18 protein-coding genes and 1 pseudogene are annotated in these 24,770 nt (G+C 45.2%); 6 read left to right on the forward strand and 13 right to left on the reverse strand.

Translation table 11 applies throughout. The features are described from left to right. A partial coding sequence (locus L5L97_RS15510) for an integrase core domain-containing protein (RefSeq protein ID WP_263187172.1) occupies nucleotides 1-352 on the forward strand: 352 nt, incomplete at its 5' end. Between the two features lie 82 nt (nucleotides 353-434). Here the strand turns inward: L5L97_RS15510 and L5L97_RS15515 are convergent. From L5L97_RS15515 to L5L97_RS15525, 3 genes and pseudogenes are all read right to left on the reverse strand, one after another. After that, nucleotides 435-587: pseudogene (locus tag L5L97_RS15515) on the reverse strand (alpha-amylase family glycosyl hydrolase); the annotation flags it as partial. A 221-nt stretch (nucleotides 588-808) separates the two neighbouring features. Continuing rightward, nucleotides 809-1,372 carry a hypothetical protein gene (locus L5L97_RS15520; RefSeq protein ID WP_263182729.1) on the reverse strand — a complete coding sequence of 188 codons (564 nt, stop codon included), beginning with the start codon at nucleotides 1,370-1,372 and terminating at the stop codon, nucleotides 809-811. A 48-nt stretch (nucleotides 1,373-1,420) separates the two neighbouring features. Next, entirely contained in the window at nucleotides 1,421-2,008 is a 588-nt protein-coding gene (locus tag L5L97_RS15525; RefSeq protein ID WP_263182730.1) for a hypothetical protein, read from the reverse strand. A gap of 536 nt (nucleotides 2,009-2,544) precedes the next feature. Between L5L97_RS15525 and L5L97_RS15530 the strand changes: the two genes are divergently transcribed. Further along, complete coding sequence (locus tag L5L97_RS15530; RefSeq protein ID WP_263182732.1) at nucleotides 2,545-4,002, forward strand: OmpA family protein; 1,458 nt, start codon at nucleotides 2,545-2,547, stop codon at nucleotides 4,000-4,002. A 162-nt stretch (nucleotides 4,003-4,164) separates the two neighbouring features. On the opposite strand, the gene L5L97_RS15535 is transcribed toward L5L97_RS15530, so the two are convergent. After that, entirely contained in the window at nucleotides 4,165-4,875 is a 711-nt protein-coding gene (locus tag L5L97_RS15535) for a 23S rRNA pseudouridine(2604) synthase RluF (protein ID WP_263182734.1), read from the reverse strand. Between the two features lie 888 nt (nucleotides 4,876-5,763). Then, nucleotides 5,764-7,095, reverse strand: coding sequence for a Na+/H+ antiporter NhaC family protein (locus tag L5L97_RS15540; RefSeq protein ID WP_105250033.1), 1,332 nt, complete (start codon nucleotides 7,093-7,095; stop codon nucleotides 5,764-5,766). 723 nt (nucleotides 7,096-7,818) lie between these two features. On the opposite strand from L5L97_RS15540, the gene L5L97_RS15545 reads away from it, so the two are divergent. Continuing rightward, complete coding sequence (locus L5L97_RS15545; protein WP_263182738.1) at nucleotides 7,819-8,664, forward strand: FAD:protein FMN transferase; 846 nt, start codon at nucleotides 7,819-7,821, stop codon at nucleotides 8,662-8,664. A 281-nt stretch (nucleotides 8,665-8,945) separates the two neighbouring features. Here L5L97_RS15545 and L5L97_RS15550 read toward each other — a convergent pair whose 3' ends face one another. Both L5L97_RS15550 and L5L97_RS15555 read right to left on the reverse strand, forming a co-directional pair. Further along, nucleotides 8,946-10,577, reverse strand: coding sequence for a methyl-accepting chemotaxis protein (locus L5L97_RS15550; protein ID WP_173496925.1), 1,632 nt, complete (start codon nucleotides 10,575-10,577; stop codon nucleotides 8,946-8,948). 153 nt (nucleotides 10,578-10,730) lie between these two features. Next, nucleotides 10,731-11,621, reverse strand: a complete 891-nt coding sequence (locus tag L5L97_RS15555) for a DMT family transporter (protein ID WP_263182740.1) — start codon at nucleotides 11,619-11,621, stop codon at nucleotides 10,731-10,733. A gap of 212 nt (nucleotides 11,622-11,833) precedes the next feature. Between L5L97_RS15555 and L5L97_RS15560 the strand changes: the two genes are divergently transcribed. After that, nucleotides 11,834-12,610 carry an AraC family transcriptional regulator gene (locus tag L5L97_RS15560; protein WP_263141701.1) on the forward strand — a complete coding sequence of 259 codons (777 nt, stop codon included), beginning with the start codon at nucleotides 11,834-11,836 and terminating at the stop codon, nucleotides 12,608-12,610. Between the two features lie 775 nt (nucleotides 12,611-13,385). Here L5L97_RS15560 and L5L97_RS15565 read toward each other — a convergent pair. From L5L97_RS15565 to L5L97_RS15580, 4 genes are all read right to left on the reverse strand, one after another. Then, complete coding sequence (locus L5L97_RS15565; protein ID WP_212600402.1) at nucleotides 13,386-13,790, reverse strand: GreA/GreB family elongation factor; 405 nt, start codon at nucleotides 13,788-13,790, stop codon at nucleotides 13,386-13,388. 623 nt (nucleotides 13,791-14,413) lie between these two features. Further along, nucleotides 14,414-14,548: a DUF2474 domain-containing protein gene (locus tag L5L97_RS15570; protein ID WP_105250029.1), complete on the reverse strand. Its 135-nt coding sequence runs from the start codon at nucleotides 14,546-14,548 to the stop codon at nucleotides 14,414-14,416. Between the two features lie 101 nt (nucleotides 14,549-14,649). Next, complete coding sequence (gene cydB, locus L5L97_RS15575; protein WP_168824951.1) at nucleotides 14,650-15,657, reverse strand: cytochrome d ubiquinol oxidase subunit II; 1,008 nt, start codon at nucleotides 15,655-15,657, stop codon at nucleotides 14,650-14,652. Between the two features lie 50 nt (nucleotides 15,658-15,707). Continuing rightward, nucleotides 15,708-17,042, reverse strand: a complete 1,335-nt coding sequence (locus L5L97_RS15580) for a cytochrome ubiquinol oxidase subunit I (RefSeq protein ID WP_263182742.1) — start codon at nucleotides 17,040-17,042, stop codon at nucleotides 15,708-15,710. A gap of 157 nt (nucleotides 17,043-17,199) precedes the next feature. Here L5L97_RS15580 and L5L97_RS15585 point away from each other — a divergent pair, with 157 nt between their 5' ends. Both L5L97_RS15585 and L5L97_RS15590 read left to right on the forward strand, forming a co-directional pair. Continuing rightward, nucleotides 17,200-18,639 (forward strand): PLP-dependent aminotransferase family protein, encoded by a 1,440-nt coding sequence (locus tag L5L97_RS15585; RefSeq protein ID WP_263182745.1) that lies wholly within the window; start codon nucleotides 17,200-17,202, stop codon nucleotides 18,637-18,639. Nucleotides 18,640-18,762: 123 nt separating this feature from the next. Further along, on the forward strand, nucleotides 18,763-20,061 hold the full coding sequence (locus L5L97_RS15590) for an O-acetylhomoserine aminocarboxypropyltransferase/cysteine synthase family protein (protein ID WP_263182747.1): 1,299 nt from the start codon (nucleotides 18,763-18,765) through the stop codon (nucleotides 20,059-20,061). 121 nt (nucleotides 20,062-20,182) lie between these two features. Here L5L97_RS15590 and L5L97_RS15595 read toward each other — a convergent pair whose 3' ends face one another. Together L5L97_RS15595 and L5L97_RS15600 are read right to left on the reverse strand one after the other, a co-directional pair. Beyond that, nucleotides 20,183-23,413 (reverse strand): DUF2339 domain-containing protein, encoded by a 3,231-nt coding sequence (locus tag L5L97_RS15595; RefSeq protein ID WP_263182750.1) that lies wholly within the window; start codon nucleotides 23,411-23,413, stop codon nucleotides 20,183-20,185. Nucleotides 23,414-23,625: 212 nt separating this feature from the next. Continuing rightward, nucleotides 23,626-24,762 (reverse strand): methyltransferase, encoded by a 1,137-nt coding sequence (locus tag L5L97_RS15600; RefSeq protein ID WP_263182818.1) that lies wholly within the window; start codon nucleotides 24,760-24,762, stop codon nucleotides 23,626-23,628. Nucleotides 24,763-24,770 lie beyond the last annotated feature (8 nt).

Genomic DNA, 24,770 nt, shown 5'->3' on the forward strand with positions numbered 1-24,770 from the left:
TGAGTTAAGGGGTAAGCCTGAGAATGTGATATATCACAGCGATCAAGGTTCGCATTACACGAGCTTGAAATTCAGACAATTAATATGGCGTCTTCAGATTGAGCAAAGTATGAGTCGCCGCGGGAATTGTTGGGATAACGCACCAATGGAGCGTTTCTTTAGAAGTTTGAAATCTGAGTGGATACCCGCCAATGGTTATGGGAATTTTACAGAAGCAGATAAAGAGATCACAAATTACATCACTGGATACTACAGTGAGACCAGACCCCATCAATATAATGGTGGGTTAACGCCAAATGAGTCAGAACGTTTATATTGGAATGACTCTAAAACCGTGGCCAATTTTACTTGACCACTACAATAACCTTATAGCGTAAGGCGCTGGCCATACGCCGAATTTGCCTATTTAAGCCTTGCGTCAGCACGATTTCAATGATTTTATCAACAATCCAGCCGCGCCTATGCTCGTAACTGCGACCAGTGAGTTTATCCTCACCACACAAAAAAGCCCTTCTAACACAGCGATTTATCACATGATAGAAAGGCGTTGTATTGGCATCAATTAACTGTCTTCTGGCTGAGGTCATCACAAGCTCCACACAAACAAAAGCAAGATAATGTAAAGCCTAGTAGAAGGGGCACAAAACACAAAAGATATGGCTGTCCTCTTTATCCCTTTATCTCCGTCCTTTTTTATCTCCCCGCCGTGAACTCTTCCGATATCGAGAGCATGGAAAAGCCGACGGCGATGCTTGAATGCTCAGCCTTTATTCACATTAAATTTGTTGCTAGGGTGTGGGGACGCCTGCTATTGATACTCAGCCTTCCATAAAGTCAAAGGTTCGGCAGAGCACCATTGCCAGAATTTCTTCTCAACCAAGTCACTTGCCGCGGCAGCATCCCGCCCCTCAAACAAGCGCCAATTTTCCTCTGCAGATTTCAGGGCATACTGTCTCAAGTGACCGGTGACCCTTTCTAAATCAACCCCCTCCAACAGAACATCCCGGTAGTGCTCCCACGGTACTTGTGCATTGGGATCCAGTTGCTGGTTTCTGAAGAACCCCTCTGTGTAAACGCTGGCCGAACTGCCTGCCGACACACACTCGTCCCAACGTTTGCAGCGAAAGAAATACTCGTCCTCCGCCTCAGTCGTTCCTGTTAGCTCTCGATAGGGGCAAGCTCGTTCCCAAGCCTTATCGATATTGGTTTCGGCTATACCTTTGCGCGCCAGTTCAATCTCATAAGGCTTAGGAAACATCTCCAATAACAAGTCATAGCCGGATTTTTCCTCTGCAATGGAAAAAGCTGCTGCGCTGAACAGCGAGACACAAAGTAAAAATTTTGTCTGAAATAACCTTATTCTGAATCGCATTTTTACACCCTAGTCACTGTTGATATGAAATTGAAATACATGCCAATCCTAATCATCGAGTTTACTTTTCCAAATCGACAAAGGTTCGACAGCGCACCATTGCCAGAATTGCTTTTTAACGAGTTTGTCAGCTTCACTAGCACTTCGCCCTTCAAACAAGCGCCAGTTTTCTTCAGCAAACTTCAAGGCGTAGTTATAAGAGTGCTCCGAACCGCCACCAAATTCTGCGTCATTTTTGGCCAAGTCTTCGCCATCTTTTTTCCACTGCTGAGGAATTTCCTCCCCAGTTTTATGGTGCTTGAAAAAACCTTCAGTAAACTGACTCGCTGAAGCTCCCATCGTCTTACAGTCTTGCCAGCGGCGACAACGGAGATGAATTTCGTCTAAGTCAATATCGCCCGAATCGTCAAAGAGCAAGCGAGAACTGTTATATGGGCATGGCCGCTCCCAAGCATTCTCTATGCTTGTTTCTGCTACGCCTTTACGAGCAAATTCAACCTCATGGGGTTTAGGTGCATTAGCAAGGATACTTTGCACAGTTACCGCTTTTTCTTCCGCTATAGAAGTAGGTGTAGCGCCGAGCAGCGATATACAAAGTAAAAGTTTTACGTGAGATAACATTATTCTGAATCGCATTTTTGCAAAGTCCTTTGAGCATGAATTTAGCTAGCCAGAAACGGAAAAAATCAAATAAAGCTATAGCCTTAGTTTGATTATTTCTTTGTTATTAACGACTCGTTTTCGGCATCGTCTTTGTATCCGTTAACGTCACCCGTGTTTGCTGAATGAGTAAACATTTTCTATCTGTAATTTCATCAACATATAAAGATAAGGCTTTCGGAAAAAAATTATTTCCCTTTATAAGGTGATGTATTGCAGATGGCTATAACACGAAAGAAGGATTTCTTACTAATTAACGGTATAACTCTGCTCACTCTAATATAATTTTGATTTGGTTATTAAACTGCTTATATGTCATAGATGGTTTTGATTATGATACTGCTATTAATCGTGATGTAACTAAGGCGGTGGCTTCTGCAGTCTGAAAATATGTCTCAATCTTTGCAGTAATATCTAGGCTGAATTATTTTTTATTTTATCGTAATATCGTTCGCGCTTATGTTTTTAAGCTATGAGCTAAATTTCTATTTACCCACTGAAAAGGATTTTTTATGGGACATAAGACGTTATTGAGTGCTGTACTTTTGACCGCGACCTGCGGTGTCGCCACTTTTGCGGTGAATGCTGAATCGCTGTTTACTCCCTTTCCTGATGCCAAATCGCCTAAAGAAAAGCACATCCACTTTACGTCCTTTGAACTTATCACCGCAGGGAATGGTGACAAGTTCACTCTGTTGCCTGTATCAGGAAAATTGACTCGACAAAGCGTTGAGTTACCCGAGGGGTATAGTCCTGAACATGTGATCAATAACTATTTGGCACAGCTAAAAAAGCTTAATGCCGAAGTGTTATTTAATTGCACGGCAGCATCCTGCGGCGACGGGCAAGCTATGCAAAGACAACTAAAGCCGCTTAGAGAAGTGAATGCCGACTATCACAGTGCTTACGTGGCGGCAAAACTGAAAGGTACTCGCGGTGAGGTTTACACCAGTATCTATGTCGTCAATCGCGAGGACAGATATACCTATCTGCAAGTCGATATTCTCGACGCTATCCCTGAGCCGCTGGACTTAATCCAAGCGAATAGTGACTTTTTACAGCAGGCGCCGAAGAACATTGAGATTAAAGATAGGCGTAGTGACGATGCTCAAGGCTCGACAGACCATCCTTTGCTGGGACGTATGCCCGGCAGTTATATTACAAGTTACAAACAAACTAACTTTACCCAAGTGCCTGTATTAGTGGGGATCTCGGGCGCAAATTATCAAACCAAATCGCTGGACACCAAGCTTACCCAAATAAGTTATCAGATGCCTGAAAGCTATTCCCTGTTTGAAATTAACAGCAATTATGCCGCAGCCGCACAAAAGCTTGCAGCAGAGCGGGTATTCCATTGCAAAGGCACGGCTTGCGGCGACGATGATAGCCTGATTAATGCCATCAAATTAATCAAGGACGATAAAGAGGACGAATGGCAGGAGTATCAGCTGTTTAAGCTTAGTCACGCAAAGGGCGATGTTTACTTCGATATCTATTCCCAAGGATATTTCGATGGCACACCTGCCGATACTACCCTCAGGGTAATGGAACTCTCTACTCTGAAGGATGATCGAGTGGCGATTGACCTCAATGCTTTGACCGATGCGATTAGCCAAACTGGCAAGGCGACGTTGGAGGGATTGCTGTTTGATTATGACAGTGAGCGCATGTTGCCTGAGTCCAAACCTGTACTGGAGGTGCTGGCAAGCTATCTTAAGCTGCATCCGACACTGAGTTTCTATGTGGTTGGACATACCGATGACAAGGGCGAGCGGAGTTACAATCAAAGCCTGTCGGAGCGCCGCGCCGCAGCTGTGATTAAGCAGTTGAGTGACGGGTTTCAAATTCCGTCGGCCCAATTAACCGCCCACGGTAACGGGGAATATAGCCCTGTCGCCAGCAATACTAATGACGCCGGACAAAAACTGAATCGCAGAGTGGAGTTAGTACTTCGTTCCGATAAAAAGTAGCTCATATTAATAAGCTTGAAAGGGGAGCTTCGTTTTATAGAAACGCCTGAGTCATCTCAGGCGTTTCTATCTTCATTGGAGTTCATTGGAAGATATTGTTCACGCGGGCATTTGTCTAAAATTGAGGTTAGTAGCTTGAGTGTATTCGCCACTTGTCTTTCTCTAAATTGTCACTGCGGCTTTAAGCACTGCAACTTCCTGTGGGGTGAGTGGCCGCATCGCTCCTTCGGCTAAGGATTCTAGCGTTAATGTCATTAATGCGACGCGCTGTAAGTCAATTACCTTATAGCCTAAGGCGCTGGACATACGCCGAATTTGTCGATTTAATCCCTGAGTCAGCACGATTTCAAAGCTGTCCGAACTGAGGCGGTGGACTTGGCAGGCCAGGGTTTGCAGGTCTTTATAACGCACTCCACTTGCCATTTGCTCAACAAAATCATCTGCGAATGGCCTATCGAGGCGTACATGGTAGGTTTTGCTGTGGGCAAAACTGGGGTGCATGAGTTTATGGGTCAGCTCACCATCGTTAGTTAACACCAGTAGGCCGCGGGAGTCCTTATCGAGTCTGCCGACGGGGTAGAGTCTTGGTGCTTTGGGAAGTAGGTGTATGAGGCTCGTTTCATCCTGCTCAAGCAGACGGCAATCTGTGCCCACAGCTTTGTTAAATACCCAATAGGCGAGCGTTTCGGCTTTAGTGATAGGTTTGCCATCAAACTCAATACGGTCGAGGCAGTGTAATGACTCGTCTAAACAGATGGGATCTGTGTGGCGGGCGATACCGCCATTGAGTGTGATGCGCCCAGCCTCAATCAAACGGCAGGCTTCACGGCGTGAGCCTATGCCACACTGGGCGAGGTATTTTGCTAAGCGCATGGATTACCCTAAAGTATTTGGCGTTCTTGGGCGCGATGATACAGTATTTTTGATAGGCGCTGCATTGCAAAGGCTAGGCTTAAACACCAAATAATACTCAAGTTAGTTTGGAGCCACATATTGGCTGAAACAGTACAAAAGTGTGTTTGGGGCACACAGGGAGGGAAATCCAATATTGTCCAATCTAATTGCAGGGTTAAACTCACTGCACTACAAAAGCTGATCAGGCTTAAATAGAACAGTGGCTTTGGGCAAATAAACCGAGGCACTATCCCCGCTATAATCACAAGGCTGTGTAAGATGAGGGTGCTTAATAGATAACTCGTTGAAACTATTCTGTGTATGCTCAAAAAATTAATGGGGAATATTCCCATCAAAATCACAGAGACTCCTACCCAAGCACCTGTAAGTGCGATGCATTGGCTGAACGTATCCAGTTTTAGTAAGTAGAGCCCAGTCATTGAAATGAGTATGCAGAGCCCTGCAGCCAATAAGCTTAAATTAAACACATAAGCGAGGGGGGAGTTGATATAGTTACCTAAAAAATCAGCTCGTATTTGTAAGACTTGAACTCCAATGTTTTGATATTCAGCATAAATAGCAATTAAAACTCCAGAAGCACTAATAAAGGCTGCGCCTACAATCAACCATGTAATAAGACGATGTAGATCGTAATAACTTGGTTCTTGGTGATAAAGAGGATTCATGGAGACTAAAAATATGCTGATGGGATATGACCACATTGAATGCGGTAACTTGCCTGAATTGTTTAATGAAGGCAAGCGAGTTGATGCTTTTTCGTCAAAAGAGGGCTTTAAAATGACAAGGAACGCCTAGTGCGTTCCTTGTCATAAACGTTAGATTTTACTCATGCGACTCAAATATCATTTAGTGTCGTTTGCGGAAAATTACAATCGCAACAGCCACTACGGCTAAAATCATACAGTACCAAGCGTGTGATACCGCTGCTAATGGCGTGATGCTAAAGGTCGAAGCAATCAAGAGTGCCTGTGCACCATACGGGATCAAACCTTGGATAATACAGGCGAAAATATCGAGTATGCTGGCGGCACGTTTTGGACTCACGCCATGCTTCTCTGCTAAGTCTTTTGCAATATCACCCGTCACCACGATAGAAACCGTGTTGTTAGCCACACAAGAGTTAGTCACTGCGACTATACCTGCCATACCTAGCTCAGCTGCACGGCATGAAGCTTCACCTTGCGCCTTAGAGAAACGAGTGATCAGCTTTTCAATCTGTTTACTCACAAAGGCAAGACCACCTTGCTGCTGCATGAGTGCGGCTAAACCACCCACTAGCATAGACAGAATGAAAATCTCCTGCATATTGCTAAAGCCAGCATAAATATCTTTACCGAATTGGATCACGCCGTAATCCATAGTAAACAGGCCGGTTGCGCCCGCTAATAAGATACCTAAGGTCAAGACCACAAATACGTTCAGACCCGCCACGGCTAAGATCAAAATGGTCAGATAAGGAATGACCTTAATAAGATCGATATTCTGCGTTGCTAATTCTGCTTGGCCTTGTCCGGCAAATACAAAGGCGATTAAGGTTAGCAGTGATGCGGGGATAGCGAAAATCAAATTTTCACGAAATTTATCTTTCATATCACAGCCTTGGGTGCGCGTAGCTGCAATTGTGGTATCGGAAATAATCGACAAGTTGTCACCAAATAGGGCGCCAGACATCACGGCTCCCGCCATCAGTGCATAGTCGATTTGCGCTTGGTCGGCTACGCCTAGGGCGATGGGAGCGACAGCCGCGATTGTCCCCATAGAGGTTCCCATGGCCGTTGCGATAAAAGCGGCAATCACGAAGAAACCAGGTAGTAACAGGTTCGATGGTATTAACGATAAACCAAGAGCAACAGTAGCATCGACGCCGCCAGTGGCTTTAGCGACTGCAGCGAAGGCGCCTGCAAGTAAGTAAATTAAACACATAGCAATAATATTGCTGTGACCAATACCGCCGATAAAGGTATCAATCGATTGATTTAATTTCTGTTTTGATAAAATCAACGCCAGAATGATTGCAGGTAAAATAGCGATAACGCTGGGTAATTGATAGAAGGCAAAGTCGACACCTTGGCTTTGGAAATACACACCCGCGCCAATGAAAAGACCAAGGAAAACAAATAATGGCAACAGGGCAATAAAAGATGCCGGGCTGTGCTGTGCTGCTGTTGGATTGCTCAAATGTTATCTCTCTTTCGCTTAGGGTTTTTCCGCAGGATCCTTGGCAGTCAAACTCGCTTAAATTCAGTGTTGCCTCGGCATCGTATCCTAGCAACTTGAGGCAAAGCATATTTGATCCCTGATAACCTGTCAATTTAGACGTCTAGATGTTTTTACTTCCGTTGTGATCGCTAGGTTATTAATAGGTTGTATAAGATGAAAATTAGTCTTTATTTTAATTACTAATCAATAATTTACCTGTTTTCATTTAGATTGAGTTAGAGGGTTTATATCTGATTTAGCGTGTATTTCAACTGAATGGAATAGCGTAAAATTTAAGCGGATGACTGGTGTGATGGAGTAAGCCGGCTATTTATTGCTCCATTTAGTTTGAGTTGTTGGTGGGTAAGACAGCATAAATAGCGTAAATGATGAGTGGCATTAATCAATAGGGCTCATTTGGGGACGTATTGACTTAGTTCGCTTGTGCAGCGTTGTGATAGCAATGATAAGTCAAATAACTTTAATAAAACCTTAATAAGCAATCTATTGTTTTTAAATGTAAAACAGTTTCAAGCATCTAAAATCCCCATAAAAACTAATGGCAACAATTTGTATTGAAGTAGAGACTTTAATAGAATCCGCACAAATTATGTTAATTACTCTTAGTGCTTTGTTTAAATTTAACTGGATGAAGCGTTTATTGCTGATCCCTCAAATCTTCCTACCACAGTGGGTATTATCATGATACGTCGCGCTAAGCCATTACTCGGAACGCTGGTGGAAATCGCTGCCGAGTCACTGCCAAATCAAAGCGGTGAGGTACAACTTAAAGATAAAGCATTGGAAGCGGCTATTAGCGCGGCTTTTTCGCGTGTGACCCATATTGGGCGGTTGCTGAGCTTCCATCAACAGGACAGCGAGTTAAATCAGTTAAATCGGCAGCCGGGAATATGGGTAACGTTAAGCCAAGATAGTTTACGAGTGCTCAAGTTGGCTAAGGGGCTGGGTAAGGCGAGCAACAACTTATTCAATTGTACCGTTGGCGGCGAAATGATGTCTCGCGGCGCTTTGCCTGCTTACCTTGGTATGCCATTGTTATTGCAAGGTGACTGGCAAGATATTGAAATAAAAGGTAATCAAGCGCGATTAGCTAGACCGCTAATTTTAACCTTAGATGGTATAGCTAAAGGTTATGCGGTTGATATGGCAGTGAGTGAGCTGCGTCGCGCTGGCGTGAGCGGAGGTTGGGTCAATGCGGGTGGCGATTTAAAAGTTTTTGGCAGTGCATCTTTAAATGTAGTGTGCCGCGGTCCATTAGGAGCGAACCAAAAGCTCTGCGTTAGCAATATGGCGCTCGCTAGCTCAAGGGTCTCACAAACCTTAAGTCATGATTACCCTGCACTATTACTGCCAACTGGCAATGTTGCCGATACGAACGTCGATGCTGAAAGCGAGCGTATTGTTAGTGTGAGAGCCTCTTTTGCTTGGCGCGCCGATGCGTTAACGAAAGTCGCAGGCTATCTTAATCCCGACTTGGCCGCTGAAAAAATTACTCACTTGGGTGGTCAATTAGTCAGTTTTGATTGATGTATCTTTTGGCTGTTTTACAGCTTTTGCAGATGATTGAATTAGAAATTCAATCATTACTGTGAGTTAACATTAAGCAGTTAGTACTGTTATTCGCACTTTAACGGGTGAATCGATACAACTTGGGTTTCGTTACCGTTATTTACAACTTGCATACGGTTGTGGGCTTTTATTGTCTTCAAGCTTTGCTTGGTATTATTTCCATTAAAAAGAGTGCCTACATTGGGCACTCTTTTCGTTTCAATAGCTTATCGCTAACCATTTATCGTTAGTCATTTATCTTAAGCGACTTTAAATCGCGCCACTTCTTTTTGTAGATTGCTGCAAATAGCCTTAGTGTTGACGACGATTTGCTGAGTCTCTTGAATGACTAAGTTGCAGTATCTTGTTTTATCGGATAATTCGGTCAAGTTACGATTAATTTCTTCGGTCACATGGGTTTGCTCTTCGGTCGCAGTCGCCGTTTGAGTGGACATCTCACTGACCTTAGAGGTGGAGTTTAGAATTTCATCTAATGCATCTTGGGTCTGGCTGGCGAGGGTCACGGTTGATGTGGTCAGGCTAGCTCCCGATTCAATGCTTTTAACCGCATCATTTACTCCGCGTTGCAACTCTTCAATCATGCGCTGAATATCTTGGGTTGAGGTTTCGGTACGACTCGCCAGTGTACGTACTTCATCGGCAACTACGGCAAAGCCACGGCCCTGTTCGCCAGCGCGCGCCGCTTCAATGGCCGCGTTAAGGGCAAGGAGGTTAGTTTGCTCAGCGATTGAGCGGATCACATCAAGCACTGAGGCAATATTGGCAGAATTGACTGAAAGTTTTTCAATAACTGTCACTGCATTTTTAACTGATTCAGACAGTTGCTGAATATGATTAACGGACTGGGCGAGGATATTCTTACCCTCTACTGTTTGGTCATTCACCTTAGTGATTTCGGTGGCAGTATGAAGAGCGTTACTGGCGACTTCTCTTACGGCTGCACTCATTTCATTTACTGCTGTGACAATAGTATCGACAAACTGCTCTTGTTCATGGCTGATGTTGATTGTGGTAGCTGACTTAGTTGCAAGGCTTTCAACGGTTTGGCTCACATCTTTAGTTTGACCAATAATCGAGATGACCATTTGCTGTAGCTGCTCTACAAATAAGTTAAATGCATGGGCGAGCTCGCCGATTTCATCCTGACGTGTGATAGGGATCCTTTGGGTTAAGTTACCGTCACCATCGACAATGTCATTGATCCTGCTAGTGATATCTTCAATTGCATTGACTATGATTTTAGGGCCGAAGTAGGCAATCAACAGCGCCACAATGGCGACTAAGCTTGCTATCGTTAAGGATATTTGGGTTTGGGTGGTTGCCTGTTCCGTTGCTTGTAAATCTAGCTCTTTTACTCTGTTATCGGCGGCTTCGCCCGCGGCATTGTAGATATCTCTTAATGCCTTAAATTCTTGCTTGGATTTGGTTTCGTGGAGTTGTTTCGCGCGTTCAAAATCATTACTTTTGACGGCATTAATGACCTCTGATGAGGCTTGATACCAGAGAGAAAACTGCGCCTCAAAGCCATTAGTTGATTGCAGTACTTGCAGGTGATCTGTAAGGATTTTTTTAAATTCGCCCATTCTGTCACGGGCTTGATCGACATTCTCTTGCCAGTTATCAATCTCACTCTTGCGATTATCGGCAGATAATTCTTCCCTCAATAACACTTCTTCACTTAGCTGCGCTTGATAAAGGTCGCGATCTGCATTGAGAATTGCCGAAATTGCGGGATTAAATAACTGACTAAATTCCTGCATCTGTTTCACAGTAGCACGGCTTTGCATAGCATCGGTGACTGCCATGACAATGAGGGCTGTCGCCATAATGGCAAACATCAGTGAAAACTTAACGCGAATACTGTTAAACATAGGACGATCTCCATTAATAACTTAATAAATAGCTTAGCCGTTATTTATAGAATTGCCTTTGCGTGCAGCAGATTGCGATGGGATTTTGTACGCATTGAAATAAGCGAAACCGCCTTGGTCACTATTACCAAGGCGTTGACGCATTACTTTGGATTATTCAGGACAAGCTAGGGTAGGGATGACTTTAGGCTTAGGTTTTATCTGCACTAGCATGACGCCAATAATGACCATAGAACCGCCAATATAATGATAAATGGCTAAGGTTTCATCTAGGATGATGGCCGCCAGTATCGCCGCAATAATAGGCATTAAATTAAAGAATACGCAGGTGCGATCGGCGCCGAGTTTGCTTATGCCATTGATCCAAGCCCACGGCGCTAAAAGTGAGGCAGCGATAGCAGCGTAAAGTATCAGTGGTGCTGATTGGGCACTGATCGCTATGCTGGGACTTGTAAACAGCAGTGGTGTCAGCATGAATACGGCTATGAGTCCTTGAATATAAACCGATTCCCAAGTCGGTAGTGGTAGTTGCCAGCGTTTCAGTAATACGCCATAGAGCGCATACACAAAGGCGCTAAAGAGCAACAGTAAATCACCTTGGGTCACGCCGATGGCAAGGTTCATCATATCGCCGTGACTGAGCATAAAAATCAATCCAAATAGCGAGATTAAGGTGCCACCAAAGGCTAACGGTGATAATTTTTGCTTGAGTAATGGCACGGCTAAAAACAGACTGATCATAGGCACGAGAGAGGTGATTAATGCCATATTTGTTGCCGTGGTGGTTGCCGCCGCAAAATAGGCCAGACTTTGGTTTAGTACCATACCTAACAAAGCCAAAGTAGCGAACTTAGGTAACAAAGGTAGTATCACTTGGCGTTTTTGCCAGACGCGACTTGCGACAAAGGGGGTTAACAATAACATAGCGAAAAACCAACGGTAAAATGCTATGGCTTCAGGATCGATAATCCCAAATGAGAGCTTGTTGACTATCGAATTGCCTGCCCAAATTAATACGGCCAACAGGGGAAACAAATACAGCATGGTCTTGCCTTTAGGTACTGGCTAAAGTGACTGGCCTTAGCTTATGGCTTATCACTTAAGCATCCAGATAATAGATTAGCGGCTATTATCCATGGTCGGTTATGATATAAATATCGCTTATCAGACAAGGTCAGTTCCTCTACGGACAAGCGTAATCTGGGTTAGCGATTTCGTTTGAGTTTTTGGACCACCATAGCTTTGAGGGCATCAAAATGCGCACGGTTTACCATCCGCTCACGGCAGAGCAAGAGCCTGCTGCAGATATCTTCTTCAACTATGAAGCTTTCCTGCCAAATACGGTAACGCCAAAACATCAACATGTTTGGGGGCAACTGCAGTTAATCAGCGGTGGAATTATGGAGTTACATGCTGCAGGGCAACGGTTTTTATCGCCGTCACAATATGCGATTTGGGTTCCTGCGGGGATAGAACATGAAAGTTACACTCGGCGCAGTATTCATTATTGCTCGATGAATATAGTTGCCGACCGGGCTGCGGCTTTTCCCATAGAGACCTGTCTTTTAGCCGTAACATCCATTGCCCAATCGATCGTTAACGATCTGCGGGAGCGGCAAGTCACTGTGGCAGAAACTGCGGCGGATAAGCGACTGGTTGAGGTTTTGCTCGATCAGCTGACCTTGGGTAAAGCTCTACCGCAATTTCTGCCCACCGTTTCAGATAAACTGTTACAGCCGTTGTTGTTGGCACTTGAAGCCGACCCTGCGAGTTCGAAAACCTTTAAATCTTGGGCGAGTGAATTACATACCACAGAGCGTACTTTAGCTCGTCGTTGCCAAGAAGTTCTGGGGATGAGTTTTACTGAGCTAAGACAAAGGCATAAGTTTATCTATTCCTTACAACTATTACGTCAGGGACTTGCAATCAAAGAGGTGGCATTGACGCTCGGCTATAACCAAACTTCGCCTTATATCGTGATGTTTAAAAAATATGCTCAGTGCTCACCTGAGCAGTATCGCCGCCGATTGTGATTGAGTGACTGATGGAGTAAGGCTTAATAAAGGCGAGATAATGAGATCCTATGTGAAAGTCGCGCTAGATGATGCACTAAAAATATTGTGGGGAAACTGTGAAATAAGATAGGGTGCTAAAGTATTAACACCCTATTTTCGGCCTATTTAAAGAGAGGATTTAAGGTTTTTTACAGAGTTAGATAAGTTAGTCGGAAGCCTTTTGGCGGTTCCGTTTATCTTGACGCTTCTCTTTTAAGGTTTTCATTGGCGGTTTTTTGTTTTTTTCTTTACTCATAGATATAAACTCCAAAGTGAAGGTTACTATCCGAACCCGCGCCGCAAATCGGTTTCGATAGTTGGGCTCAATTTTTTATTTCAGGCTTTAATTGAGACGGTTTATTTATAAAGAGTATAAAAATAAATTTAACGATTGAGGCGCCGTGCTAAACCTCTTAACCCCTTTGCTGTTTACTCTAAAGCGCTGCCATGACTTATACGTAAATAGTTGCAAAGAGTCGTTAATTGCAGTGTTAAACTTATTTAAAGTGTCTCTTTAATAAATATCGCGGCCAGTTAATGACTTCAAAATAACATTCCCTCTTATTATATTATGTTGAAAATGCCGCTATAAGCCGCCGCTAATAGCGAGTTCAAAGCATGTTGCCACTGAATTGAACATGCTTTATTTTAAAATGCTTACAGCCTAATAATCATATCTTTAAAATTTTATGAAATGTTGTCAAGTAGCAATACTCAATAGCCATTTACAAAAAAGTATGCCAAATGATTTTTCTTATACAGACTTTTTAGGTTGTTTTTTCGTTAAACTGACATCTTTAATCATAAACAGAACTGGTTTGCCTAAAATGCTCACCTCTGCCAGTTCGCCCTTTGATAACCCAAGTAAGCTGACGCCTAAATCTGATATGACAGAGAAACGTCCTGCACTGGGTTTATGCCTTGGTGGATACACGAGTTCAATTTGGTACTCTTGCTGATCCTGCAGATTAACTAAGTGAATTTCTCGTCCCACAGTCACTTTATCACTCGTCGTATCATGCTTTAGCTGCTCAAGCTTACTAATCACGCCTGCCAAAGCCGTTGGGCGTAGAGAGGCATTAAAACTGTTTTGTAAATAATAGGTTTCAGTTTTTAGAATAAAATTCTGGAAAAGACTACTAAAAAAAGAATATGCCATTGCCGCCTCTGAAATAACAAAGTTAAAATATAAGCATAGAAATTAAAATGAGTATTACTCTGTGCTTATTTCACAAGAAGTTATAATTCTGCCGAGCGCGAGTGACGCTCGGCTTAGACTGGGAATTTGAGCGAGAGGCGGATTGAGCTTACTGAACTAGATGTGTTAGCTAACACATGGGAAAATAGTGATGAAAATGCAGTGCTAAACATAGTGTTACATCTCCAGTCAAAAGTTGATATTCGATTGATTATTTATTTTTTGTATATCGATTTAGTATATCGGCCTTGCTGTTAACTAAATCTTGCCATTAACTAAATAAGTAATTGCTTGGCTGATACCATAGGTCAAGTAAAAATATAAAGCAAGCCTAACTAAGCTAATCTTGCTGAATATACTGATAACAGTAAAACTGGATTTAACATGGTTTTAACTTTGCCGTATTGGGGCTAGTCTTTGTCAATTTAATGCTAGCACTCGTAAAGTAAACTGAGCACTTGTTAATTTGGCAGAACTGAAAGCCAAATTAATTCAACCATTGAATGTTCTAGTGCATTGTCACTAGATGCTATGGGCACTAACTGAATTAAGCCTTAATATAAGCTTCTAAAGTCAATATTTACTTAGGTTGTTAAGCCCGCACCTTTTAAAAGTATTTTGATACACATAGAGACGAGGAACAGACAGCTTACGCTTGTACACCAAATCAGCACTAACCAGCCGAGTCGATAGGCGAGGGATTTCGTTTGGGTCGTCATGTTGATCTCCTGCATATGTAAAGTCATCTAAGGTGAATCAGCGACCTAAGCCAAGTTAGCTTAGGTCGTGTTGTGGGAAGCCTCTTTTACCTGAGTCATGGCTAGTGATAGCCTGCATCCTTGGTTACTTTGCCGCGGAACACGTAGTAGCTCCAAAAGGTATAAACCAAAATCAGCGGGATGATCATCAGGGCGCCGACGAGCATAAAGCTTAGACTGCTGTCGGGGGCTGCTGCCTGCCAAAGGCTGATGTTGGGTGGAATAATGTGTGGCCAGATGCTGATCCCTAAGCCACTAAATCCTAAGAAAATCAGCCCTAGAGTGAGTAGGAATGGCTGATAGTTATCATCACGATTTAGGGATTTTATCAAGGCCCAACTGCAGGCTAATACCAGTATTGGCACTGGGGCGAAGTAGAATAAATTTGGTAAACTAAACCAGCGCAGGGCAATATTGGGTTGCACAAAAGGCGTCCATAAACTGACTAAACCTATGGTCATCAACAGGCATAAGGTCAGTGCTCTGCCGAGTTGTTGCATGGTCGTTTTAAGCTCGCCTTGGCATTTTTTCACCAGCCAAGTCGCGCCGAGCAGAGCATAGGCCAGCATAAGACCAAAACCGCAGAAAAGTGAGAAGGGCGTTAACCAATCGAAACTACCGCCGCTAAATTGTTGGTTACTCACCGAAATGCCGGAGATAAACGCCCCCAGTACTACGCCCTGTGAAAAGGTGGCCGTGATAGAACCGAACATAAACGCTTTATCCCAGAATGGTTTAGCTTCTGCACCCGACTTAAATCTAAACTCAAATGCCACGCCGCGAAAAATCAATGCCAGCAGCATGATGAGCAGCGGTATGGTTAGTGCTTCGAGCACTATGGCATAGGCAAGGGGAAAGGCACCGAGCAGACTAGCGCCGCCGAGCACTAACCAAGTTTCGTTACCATCCCAAACGGGGGCGACGGTATTAACCATAATATCCCTGTCGTCCTCATCGTGAATGAAGGGAAACAGTATGCCGATGCCGAGATCAAAGCCATCCATCACGATATACATTAAGGTGGCAAAAATGATGATCCCGAACCAAATCAAGGGTAGATCGAATTCCATGGTGAGCCCTTAAATATGTTTAAGATTGAATAAGTAAAACTAGATTAAAATTAATGGCTTGTTGCTGCGCTATCTGGCCCTTTGCGGATGAGTCGCATCATATAGCGATAACCAACGCCAAAGATGCCGCAGTAACTGACGATGAAAATTCCTAGGCTGATACTCAAGTGGGTAACGCTGTGGGAAGACACGGCATCCTGAGTGCGCATCAATCCTTGGATCACCCAAGGTTGACGGCCAAGCTCGGTAGTGAACCAGCCCGCTAGTGTGGCGAGCAATCCGGCGGGGCCGAGCACGAGTACAAATCGTAGAAAGTGTTTGTTGCTGTAGAGGCTGCCTTTGCGCCTGAGATAAGCACTCCACAGTCCAGCAAAAATCATCAATAAGCCTAAGCCGACCATGAGCCTAAAACTCCAGAACACTAACAACACATTGGGTCTGTCCTCGGCGGGATACTCAGTCAAGGCTGGCACTTGTTTGCTTAAATCATGCTTTAAGATCAGGCTCGCGAGCCCTGGGATTTCGAGGCTGAAGTGGTTTTTCTCTGCGTCCATATCGGGAATGGCAAACAAGATAAGCGGTGTGGGTTTGTCACCCTCATTACGCCAATGGCCTTCCATCGCCGCGACTTTTACAGGTTGATATTCAAGGGTATTTAAACCATGAAAATCGCCAATCACAGCTTGCAGCGGTGCGACAATTAACGCCATCCACATCGCCATAGACAACATCTTGCGGATCGCGGGCGTGTCGTTACCTTTGAGTAAGTGCCAAGCCGCCGATGCGCCCACAAAGAAAGCCGATGAAATAAAGGCCGCCACTGTCATATGGGCTAAACGATAGGGAAATGAAGGGTTAAACACTATCTGAAACCAATCCACTGGAATAACGCGATTGTTCACGATTTCAAAACCTTGGGGCGTCTGCATCCAGCTGTTTGAAGCTAAGATCCAGAAGGTCGAGATAATCGTGCCCGTGGCGACCATACAAGTGGCGAAGAAATGCAGGTTTTTACCTACCTTCTGCTGACCAAATAGCATGACCCCCAGAAAACCCGCTTCGAGGAAGAAGGCGGTGAGGACTTCATAGGTGAGTAGCGGCCCAGTTACGCTGCCCGCGAAGGCGGAAAAAGCGCTCCAATGGGTACCAAATTGGTAGGCCATCACTATGCCTGAGACCACGCCCATGCCAAAGTTTATGGCAAAAATCTTCGACCAAAATTGATAGAGTTGTTGGTACACCTGATTCGCCGTTTTCAGCCATAAGCCTTCTAATACCGCCAGATAAGTGGCGAGGCCGATAGTGATGGCGGGGAAAATAATGTGAAAAGAGATGGTAAAAGCAAATTGGATCCTAGCAAGTACAGTGGCATCAAAATCAAACATAATTTCCTCGAGAGATAAGAGTCTCGTTACAAAGGCATTCATTAATGCAGTGTCCGCTAAGCCTTAAATTGGCTCCACGGTGAAAGCTTGTGTGCTATTAGACCATGGGATATGCTGGCTATAACAGACACAGAATATCTTGACTTGGCTATAACAGATGACGAAGTACGAGCAGTTAGCGCAGGAATTAAAGACACGAATAGCCCAAGGTGTCTGGCAGGCGGGGGACAAGTTGCCGTCGCTGCGCCAAACTGTGGCCGATTCGGGTTTGAGTCTGATGACAGTGCTCAATGCCTATCAGTTATTGGAAAGCCAAGGCGTGATCTCGGCGCAGGCTAAGTCTGGCTATTTAGTGGCGCCAAAGCCGGAATTAATCGCGCGGCAGGGAGAAGCCTTTCGTTATCCCGAGCGACAAAAGCCGATTTATCTTTCCGATAGCGTGGATATTAATGAGTTTGTATTCAATGTTCTGCAGGCTTCAAAGCAGGCGGATATAGTGCCCTTTGGCTCAGGATTTCCCGATCCTAGTTTATTCCCGCAACAAGCACTGGCGCGATCTTTAGTTAAGGTGACTCGGCACATGTCACCTTCTTTTGCCGCCGATAATTTACCGCCAGGCAATGCGGGACTGCGTAAGGCTATCTCCCAACGTTATGCCAAATTGGGCATGAGCATTTCGCCCGACGAAATCATCATTACCTCGGGTGCCATGGAGGCGCTCAACTTGAGCTTAGCGACGCTGACTCAAGCGGGTGATTGGGTTGTCATTGAATCACCGACCTTTTATGGCGCGATGCAAGCCATTGAACGGCTTAAACTCAGGGCGATTGCGGTTGCTACCGATCCACAACAGGGGATTGATCTCGAGGCGTTGGCAGAAGTGTTAAATACCTATCCAGTGAAAGCCTGCTGGTTGATGAGCCAACATCAAAATCCCTTAGGTTGCAGTTTATCGGATGCTAAAAAACAGGCGCTTTATCAGCTACTAAACGAGCATAAGGTCAGTCTGATTGAGGATGATGTTTATCAAGAACTCTATGTCGATTCCAGCGCGCCAAGGCCAGTAAAAGCCTTCGATACCGAAGGACGGGTGTTGCACTGCGGCTCATTTTCTAAGTCTTTGATTGCTGGTTATCGTGTCGGCTGGGTGGCGGCGGGATACCATGCACCGCAGTTACAACGCTTACAAGTCATGTCGACGTTATCGACCAGTGCGCCGATGCAGCTCGCCATCGCCGATTTTATTCAGTCGGCGCAATATGAACGCCATTTGAAACAGTTACGTAAAAAGTTAGCCAGCCGTAAATTGGCCATGTATCAATTATTGTGCGCGCATCTGCCCGAATCTGTGGGGGTCAATTTCGCCCATGGCGGCTATTTTCTCTGGTTAGCGCTGCCAGCACATATGGACGCCACACAAATTTATTATCAGGCGATTGAGCGTGGGATCAGTATTGCACCCGGAAACCTCTTTAGTAATCAGGTCGAATTCCGCCATTTTATGCGTTTGAATGCCTCATACGAGTGCTCGCCAGAGATAGTCTCAGCGGTCGTGGTGCTGGCCGAACTTATCCGCAACAATTTGCGCCGAAGTTAAAGGCTGTGGTTAAAAAGTTTTAGACTTCTAGATGTCTATCTGTTAGCTTGTTGAACATGCACAAATCTTGTGCAATTCTCAATGTCGATTGAATACTGGGCTGCTACGGATAAGGAAGGGAAAATGAAATTAGAGTCACTGGCATTACACCACGGTTATGAGTCAGAAGCGACCACGAAGGCGGCCGCTGTACCTATCTATCAAACCACCTCTTATACCTTCGATGATACCCAGCATGGTGCTGATTTATTTGACTTAAAAGTCGCTGGCAATATTTATACTCGGATAATGAATCCTACCACTAGCGTGCTAGAGCAACGTCTGGCGGCCATTGAAGGCGGCATAGGTGCGCTGGCCGTGGCATCAGGTATGGCGGCGATTACCTATGCGATTCAAGCTTTGACTCAAGTTGGCGATAACATCGTCAGCACCAGTCAGCTCTATGGTGGCACCTATAATCTGTTTGCCCATACACTGCCGCGTCAAGGCGTTGAAGTGCGTATGGCAGCTTTCGATGATTTTGAAGGCCTCGATGAGCTGATCGACGATAAAACCAAGGCCTTGTTCTGCGAATCGATTGGTAATCCAGCCGGCAATATTGTCGATTTACAGCGTTTAGCCGAGATTGCCCATAAACATGGCGTGCCTTTAATTGTCGATAATACGGTCGCGACTCCAGTGTTATGTCGCCCCTTTGTGCATGGCGCCGATATCGTTATCCACTCTTTAACTAAATACATTGGTGGCCATGGAACAACGATTGGCGGGGTGATTATCGATTCAGGCAAGTTCGATTGGGTGGCGAATAAGGAAAGATTTGCCTTACTCAACCAAGCCGATCCTTCTTACCATGGAGTGGTTTACACAGAAGCCTTTGGTCCTGCGGCATTTATTGGTCGTTGCCGTGTTGTGCCGCTGCGTAATACCGGCGCCGCACTGTCACCGCACAGTGCATTTTTACTGTTGCAAGGCCTTGAAACCTTAAGCCTTAGAATGGAGCGACATTGCTCGAATGCCTTGGCATTAGCTGAATATCTGGTGTTGCATCCGGCGGTGAGTTGGGTGAACTATGGTGCCTTGCCGAGCAGCCCTTATCAGGATAATTGCCACAAGATCACTGGCGGAAAAGCTTCAGGGATCATCAGCTTTGGGATTAAAGCGGCCACAGCAGAAGAAGGTAAGCGTGCTGGCGGACGTTTTATCGATGCACTGCAGATGATCCTGCGTTTAGTGAACATTGGGGATGCGAAATCCTTGGCCTGCCACCCTGCGAGCACTACGCACAGACAGCTCGATGCCGATGAACTGGCAAGGGCGGGCGTGTCTGAGGATCTTATCCGTATCTCGGTTGGGATTGAGCATATCGACGACATCATTAACGATGTGGCGCAGGCGCTCGATAAGGCACTGGCGAGCAAATAGCTCGTATCGAATAGTCCATATTAAATAGCTGATATCTCATCGCTTTATTAAATCGTTAACAGTAAAAAAGCCGCCATCGATTCAATTTGATGGCGGCTTTTTTAGTGCTTTAAAAACGATGTTAATCTTGCTGCAGTCGATTTCTCGCCTTTTGATAGAAGTAAGAAACAGTCAGCAAAATGACCCCGATCAGCATAAAGGCAATCACCTTTTGCACTAGCTCGAAGGACGCCATATCCAGTAATAGCACTTTAAGCGTCGATAAGGTAAATAGCCCAGCAGCGAGGCGGATCATATCGGCATTTTGTGGTTTTAAGCTGATAAACATCAACACACTGCCATGGATAACCAATAAAATCGCGCTGAGTGGGGCGGCAATCATGTTATCGAAGCTATAACTCCACATAAAGTAACTCAAGGCGAGTAACAGATGCCAACCCCACTTAAGTCCTTGTAAAGGTAAGATACATCTATGCAAGCGTATTGCTGCACCGTGCTGCAAGATGAGCCTTGCTAGGAGTGCCAGTGATAAAAACTCGATTAACACAAACGAGGCATTATCACGATTAAGCCCGAGTGTTAGCTCAAAATGCAACATGATGGGCAACAGGGCTAAGCCTAAAGTGAGGCCATAGGCGAGATGATAGCTTTCCTTTATTGCGGCTTGGATTTCGGCGGTGAGGGGGAATTTTGCGCTATATGAGGCTTGGCCTACAGATCTCTGACTTACACCTCTCAGGCTTAAACCTCTTTGGATTAGCAATGCAAAATAACCACTTAAGGCTAATGCTGTCATGGCTATTCCTACTAGCTCAGAATGATTAAAGCCATAAACGATCACGGCCAATACCAGTGCAAAGTAATAAGGGCTCAATTGCCATTGTAGTTGCAGCAAGGGGCGCCAATGCTCGGGTAACTGGCGATAACGAAGCAGTGTGAAGCCCATAAATAGGGCGCCAACGGCTAGCGCCGCGAGTCCTTGCCAAGCGTGAATAAGGCATAGCGAGGCTGTCATCAGAACCGCTAACCAAGTGAGGATTTTGGCTTCTATGTTCAAACTCTTATGTTTAACAAAGTAGGCTAAACCTAGGCTCATAAAGGTGCTCAGCCAGAGTGCAATAGCGGTATATTCCCAATGGTTGCGGATGACTTTGGGCAGCAGAATAAGCGGCAGCAGCAAATAGCAGCAGATTTGCATCGTATAAGCGGCTTTGGCAAATAAGGCATCTTTATAGTGGCGACGATACCAATAATGGGCCAAGAGTAGGGCGATAAATAACTCAAACCGTGCCAGTTTTGCTATAAGCGGCTGGGCACTAAAGCTAAAACTGCCTGTGAGCGTTATGCCTTCAACAACCTTAAACAGCAGCGGCAATAGTAAGAGCCAAGCAGCAAACTCGCTGATAACGAGTCTGTCCTTTGCGCTCAAATACAGTAGTAATAGGCTGACGAGTGGCAAGATGGCGAGGTAGTAATCGCTGCTCAAAAGGTAAGCCGCGAGGATAATTGTCGCCACATAAAAACCGCTTAATAGCTCTTTTAATACTCTGTTTAGCTGACTTTCTAGGGTCGAAAGCAATGCATGATGGAGTGTTAATAGCTGAATCACTAAGACTAAGGCGGCGCAACTTAAGGCCAGTGCTAACAGTGGAAAGCCAAAAGCTGACAAGGGAGAAATTGGCACCCCATCGATAAAGCTTGATTCTAAAAGGCTCATGCCTGTCAGTACACTAGACGCATTGAGCCCTAATCCCATCAGCAGCAATACATAGGCTTCGGCGCGAACGGAAATCAGTTCTTCTTTGGTGCCAATCCACAACAGTAATAAGGCTTCGAGCAGTAATACTAATCCAAGGAAATTGTGGCTGAGTAAATACAGTGCGGCAAATCCTGCAAAACTCCCTGCAAAGACTAACAATAAGCCGCTGCGGGCTTTTTCTAGGTTGCCTGTGCGCTTCCAATAGAGGGCTGCGCAAATCAGTGCGTTGGCCGCAAAGATTTCCCCTGCGAACTCAGTAAATTGCGTCAACTCTAATAACACAAAGGCGAGCAATGCTATCGGTAGGGCGAGTATGCGATGGCTCAGTGCATTATATTTTTCATCATGATGGGTAAACTGCTTGGTAAATAGTAGGCCTGTGATGCCGTAGAGATAAAAGAACGCATTAATACTGATAAGCGCGAGCAGACTGACGCCGCCAACGTCGCTGAGTGGCAATTCAATGAAATGGCTAAAAGCTTCGATGCAGCCTATGTGCAACAGGGCGGTGATTTCCAGTAGCAGCGGCCACTTAAGTTTGCGACTCTGGGCAAGGGCGCCGGTACCAATAAGCAGTAAATAAGGCAGATACAATAGCGGCGCATAGCTTTGGGATAACAGCATCATAGGTGCGGTCGAGCCACCGACTAAGGCGATCACGGCGATCACTTTGGCATCTAAGCGCATCGACAGGCCATAACCCGCCAAAGTGATCAATAACAGTAAGATAAAACTCGCGCTATTGGGAATTAACTCAAAATACGGCCCAATAAAGTACGCGCAGAGATAATTAAGTATGAGTCCGAGTCCGACAATACCTGAGCCAAAATCCGCCATGCCCGCGCGTTTTTGGCGAATAAAAATCCCGCCCACTATGATAGCGTTCGCGCTGGCAAACCCGAGTAGCGCTTTGCCAAGTTCTGAAAACCAATGGTTGATTGAATATTGCAGTAAATAACCAAAGCCTAAGGTCAGGGTGATAATGCCTGCGACAGTCATTAAAAAGACAGGTCCTAATCCCTTAGCCTGATAATGATGGTAGAAAGATTTGACTTGCTCGTTGACTGCCGCAAAGGGTGCCATGACGGCCGCGAGTCCTTGGGATAACAACTCATCAAATTGACTCGCCGCTTGCACGCTTGCCTGCAATTTGACTTCATCACTCAGCTGTTGATTTTGCGCTTGAGAAAGGTGTTCGGTTTTAGCGGTTTGTTCTGTCGAGGTATTTTTCGTTTTTCTTTGCCAAGGGTCTTCTTGCCAAGGTTCTCCTGGTATAGGGCCTTGCAGCCATGGGTTGGGTTCTGCTGGGGCTGGTTCTACGGAAGCTGGCTCAAGGGTTGGTGTTTGTGCCGCATAGGTTAATGTAGGCGCGTTATCGGCGGCGGTGAGCACAGATGCAATCGATGAAGCACTCGCTGCCATATTCAGAGTGGTTTCAGTGGCGTCTTCAGTCGCAATTTGCTGACTTAAGGTCTCGAGCTTAGTGGAGAATTCTGCTAATTGACGACCGAGCGAAGATTGCTGCGATAAATGCAGCGATTGTAACTGTGCCAGCTCAGCTTTTAGTTGGGCAACGTCATCCTTTAACGGCATATCTCATTCCTAAGTGTTTAAGTGCTTAACTCATAAACCTTTGTCGGCAAGAAGTGTACTTGTATGTGTATTTTTCGGCTAGTTGTTGTTGATTTTTAGGAAATCTCCGACTGCTATTTTTCCAACATGTCATTGCTCTGCATAAAAAGAGCCCTGTATAAAAAAGAGCCAGACATTGCTGGCTCTCATTTAACGTGTCAATTTCGATGAGGTTATTTTTTCTGTGCCTGTAGGATCACAAATTTACCGTTGGAGGCGACTGTGGTGCAGTTCTTAAATAAGCGCTGTAATTTTACATGGTAAGTCAGATGACGGTTACCGACGATATGTAAGATGCCACCGTCTTTTAAGCGACGGCGAGCATCTAAAAACATCTGCCAGGCGATATGATCGGTAATGGCTTCACCTTGATGAAACGGCGGATTACACAGCACCAGATCCGGTTGAACATCATCGGGCAGATGCGTCATGCAATCGTCCCAATAGAAGTGGCCTTTGTCTGCGGATAATTGATTGCGTGCCCAGTTTGCCTTGGCTGATGCGACTGCCATTTCAGAATCGTCGATAAAGTGAATGTCAGCCTCTGGGAATAACTGGGCGGTGCGTAACCCCAGCACGCCATTGCCACAGCCGAGATCAACAATCGACTTAAAATCCCCTTTGGGCAGATTCTCTAGCATGATGCGTGCGCCAATATCGAGTTTGTTGGCGGCAAACACATTACTTAAATTGCTGATCTCAAGTTGATATTCGGGTACGGCCCAAGTCACTTCTTTGGCTAATGGTCTTGGTTTGCCATCACTGACACAGGTGATCACTCGTGTGTTTTTCCACGCTAAACTGGCGCTTGCGAGGCCTAAATGCTTAGCAAAGATGTCGAGTAAGGCGCCATTAATCGATTTGGATTTGGCGGCTACTAATACACGAGTGCCTGCGGGTAACACTTGCGACAAGCGTCTTAGCTGGTGGGCAAAGTAGCTTAAGTTCTTAGGCAACTTCATCAATACTAAGGCTAAGTTTTCCGGCAAGGTATCGCGGCTGGTAAACCACTGCAGATTATCCATTGGCAACTGATTGCGGCCATGGTTTTGTTCTGTGCCTAAAAAGCTGGTTCTGGCATCGGTTTCAACACGCAGTGGCCAACATGGATTCAATTTAGATAAACCGCAGCTTAAAGCGCCGAAACTGTCGTTGATAATGGCGGTTGGCACGGCGGCTTGCTCTGACTCAATAAGGCTTTTGAGTAAGTGTTCATCGGCGGCATCCCAAGCTTGAAGATTAGATTCCTGCTGAGCCGGATACCGTAAGAGTTCGAGTTCAACACCCGCTACTGAAAATTGTGTTGTCATGTGCCACA

The organism is Shewanella sp. SM71, assembly GCF_025653905.1.
Taxonomy (GTDB): Bacteria; Pseudomonadota; Gammaproteobacteria; order Enterobacterales; family Shewanellaceae; genus Shewanella; species Shewanella oncorhynchi.

Excerpts from the sequence above, each read along its gene's own strand:
- L5L97_RS15520 (WP_263182729.1), bottom strand. The coding sequence starts at position 1,372 with ATGCGATTCAGAATAAGGTTATTTCAGACAAAATTTTTACTTTGTGTC.
- L5L97_RS15525 (WP_263182730.1), bottom strand. The coding sequence starts at position 2,008 with ATGCGATTCAGAATAATGTTATCTCACGTAAAACTTTTACTTTGTATA.
- L5L97_RS15530 (WP_263182732.1), top strand. The coding sequence starts at position 2,545 with ATGGGACATAAGACGTTATTGAGTGCTGTACTTTTGACCGCGACCTGC.
- L5L97_RS15535 (WP_263182734.1), bottom strand. The coding sequence starts at position 4,875 with ATGCGCTTAGCAAAATACCTCGCCCAGTGTGGCATAGGCTCACGCCGT.
- L5L97_RS15545 (WP_263182738.1), top strand. The coding sequence starts at position 7,819 with ATGATACGTCGCGCTAAGCCATTACTCGGAACGCTGGTGGAAATCGCT.
- L5L97_RS15550 (WP_173496925.1), bottom strand. The coding sequence starts at position 10,577 with ATGTTTAACAGTATTCGCGTTAAGTTTTCACTGATGTTTGCCATTATG.
- L5L97_RS15555 (WP_263182740.1), bottom strand. The coding sequence starts at position 11,621 with ATGCTGTATTTGTTTCCCCTGTTGGCCGTATTAATTTGGGCAGGCAAT.
- L5L97_RS15560 (WP_263141701.1), top strand. The coding sequence starts at position 11,834 with ATGCGCACGGTTTACCATCCGCTCACGGCAGAGCAAGAGCCTGCTGCA.
- L5L97_RS15565 (WP_212600402.1), bottom strand. The coding sequence starts at position 13,790 with ATGGCATATTCTTTTTTTAGTAGTCTTTTCCAGAATTTTATTCTAAAA.
- L5L97_RS15570 (WP_105250029.1), bottom strand. The coding sequence starts at position 14,548 with ATGACGACCCAAACGAAATCCCTCGCCTATCGACTCGGCTGGTTAGTG.
- cydB (WP_168824951.1), bottom strand. The coding sequence starts at position 15,657 with ATGGAATTCGATCTACCCTTGATTTGGTTCGGGATCATCATTTTTGCC.
- L5L97_RS15580 (WP_263182742.1), bottom strand. The coding sequence starts at position 17,042 with ATGTTTGATTTTGATGCCACTGTACTTGCTAGGATCCAATTTGCTTTT.
- L5L97_RS15585 (WP_263182745.1), top strand. The coding sequence starts at position 17,200 with ATGACGAAGTACGAGCAGTTAGCGCAGGAATTAAAGACACGAATAGCC.
- L5L97_RS15590 (WP_263182747.1), top strand. The coding sequence starts at position 18,763 with ATGAAATTAGAGTCACTGGCATTACACCACGGTTATGAGTCAGAAGCG.
- L5L97_RS15595 (WP_263182750.1), bottom strand. The coding sequence starts at position 23,413 with ATGCCGTTAAAGGATGACGTTGCCCAACTAAAAGCTGAGCTGGCACAG.
- L5L97_RS15600 (WP_263182818.1), bottom strand. The coding sequence starts at position 24,762 with ATGACAACACAATTTTCAGTAGCGGGTGTTGAACTCGAACTCTTACGG.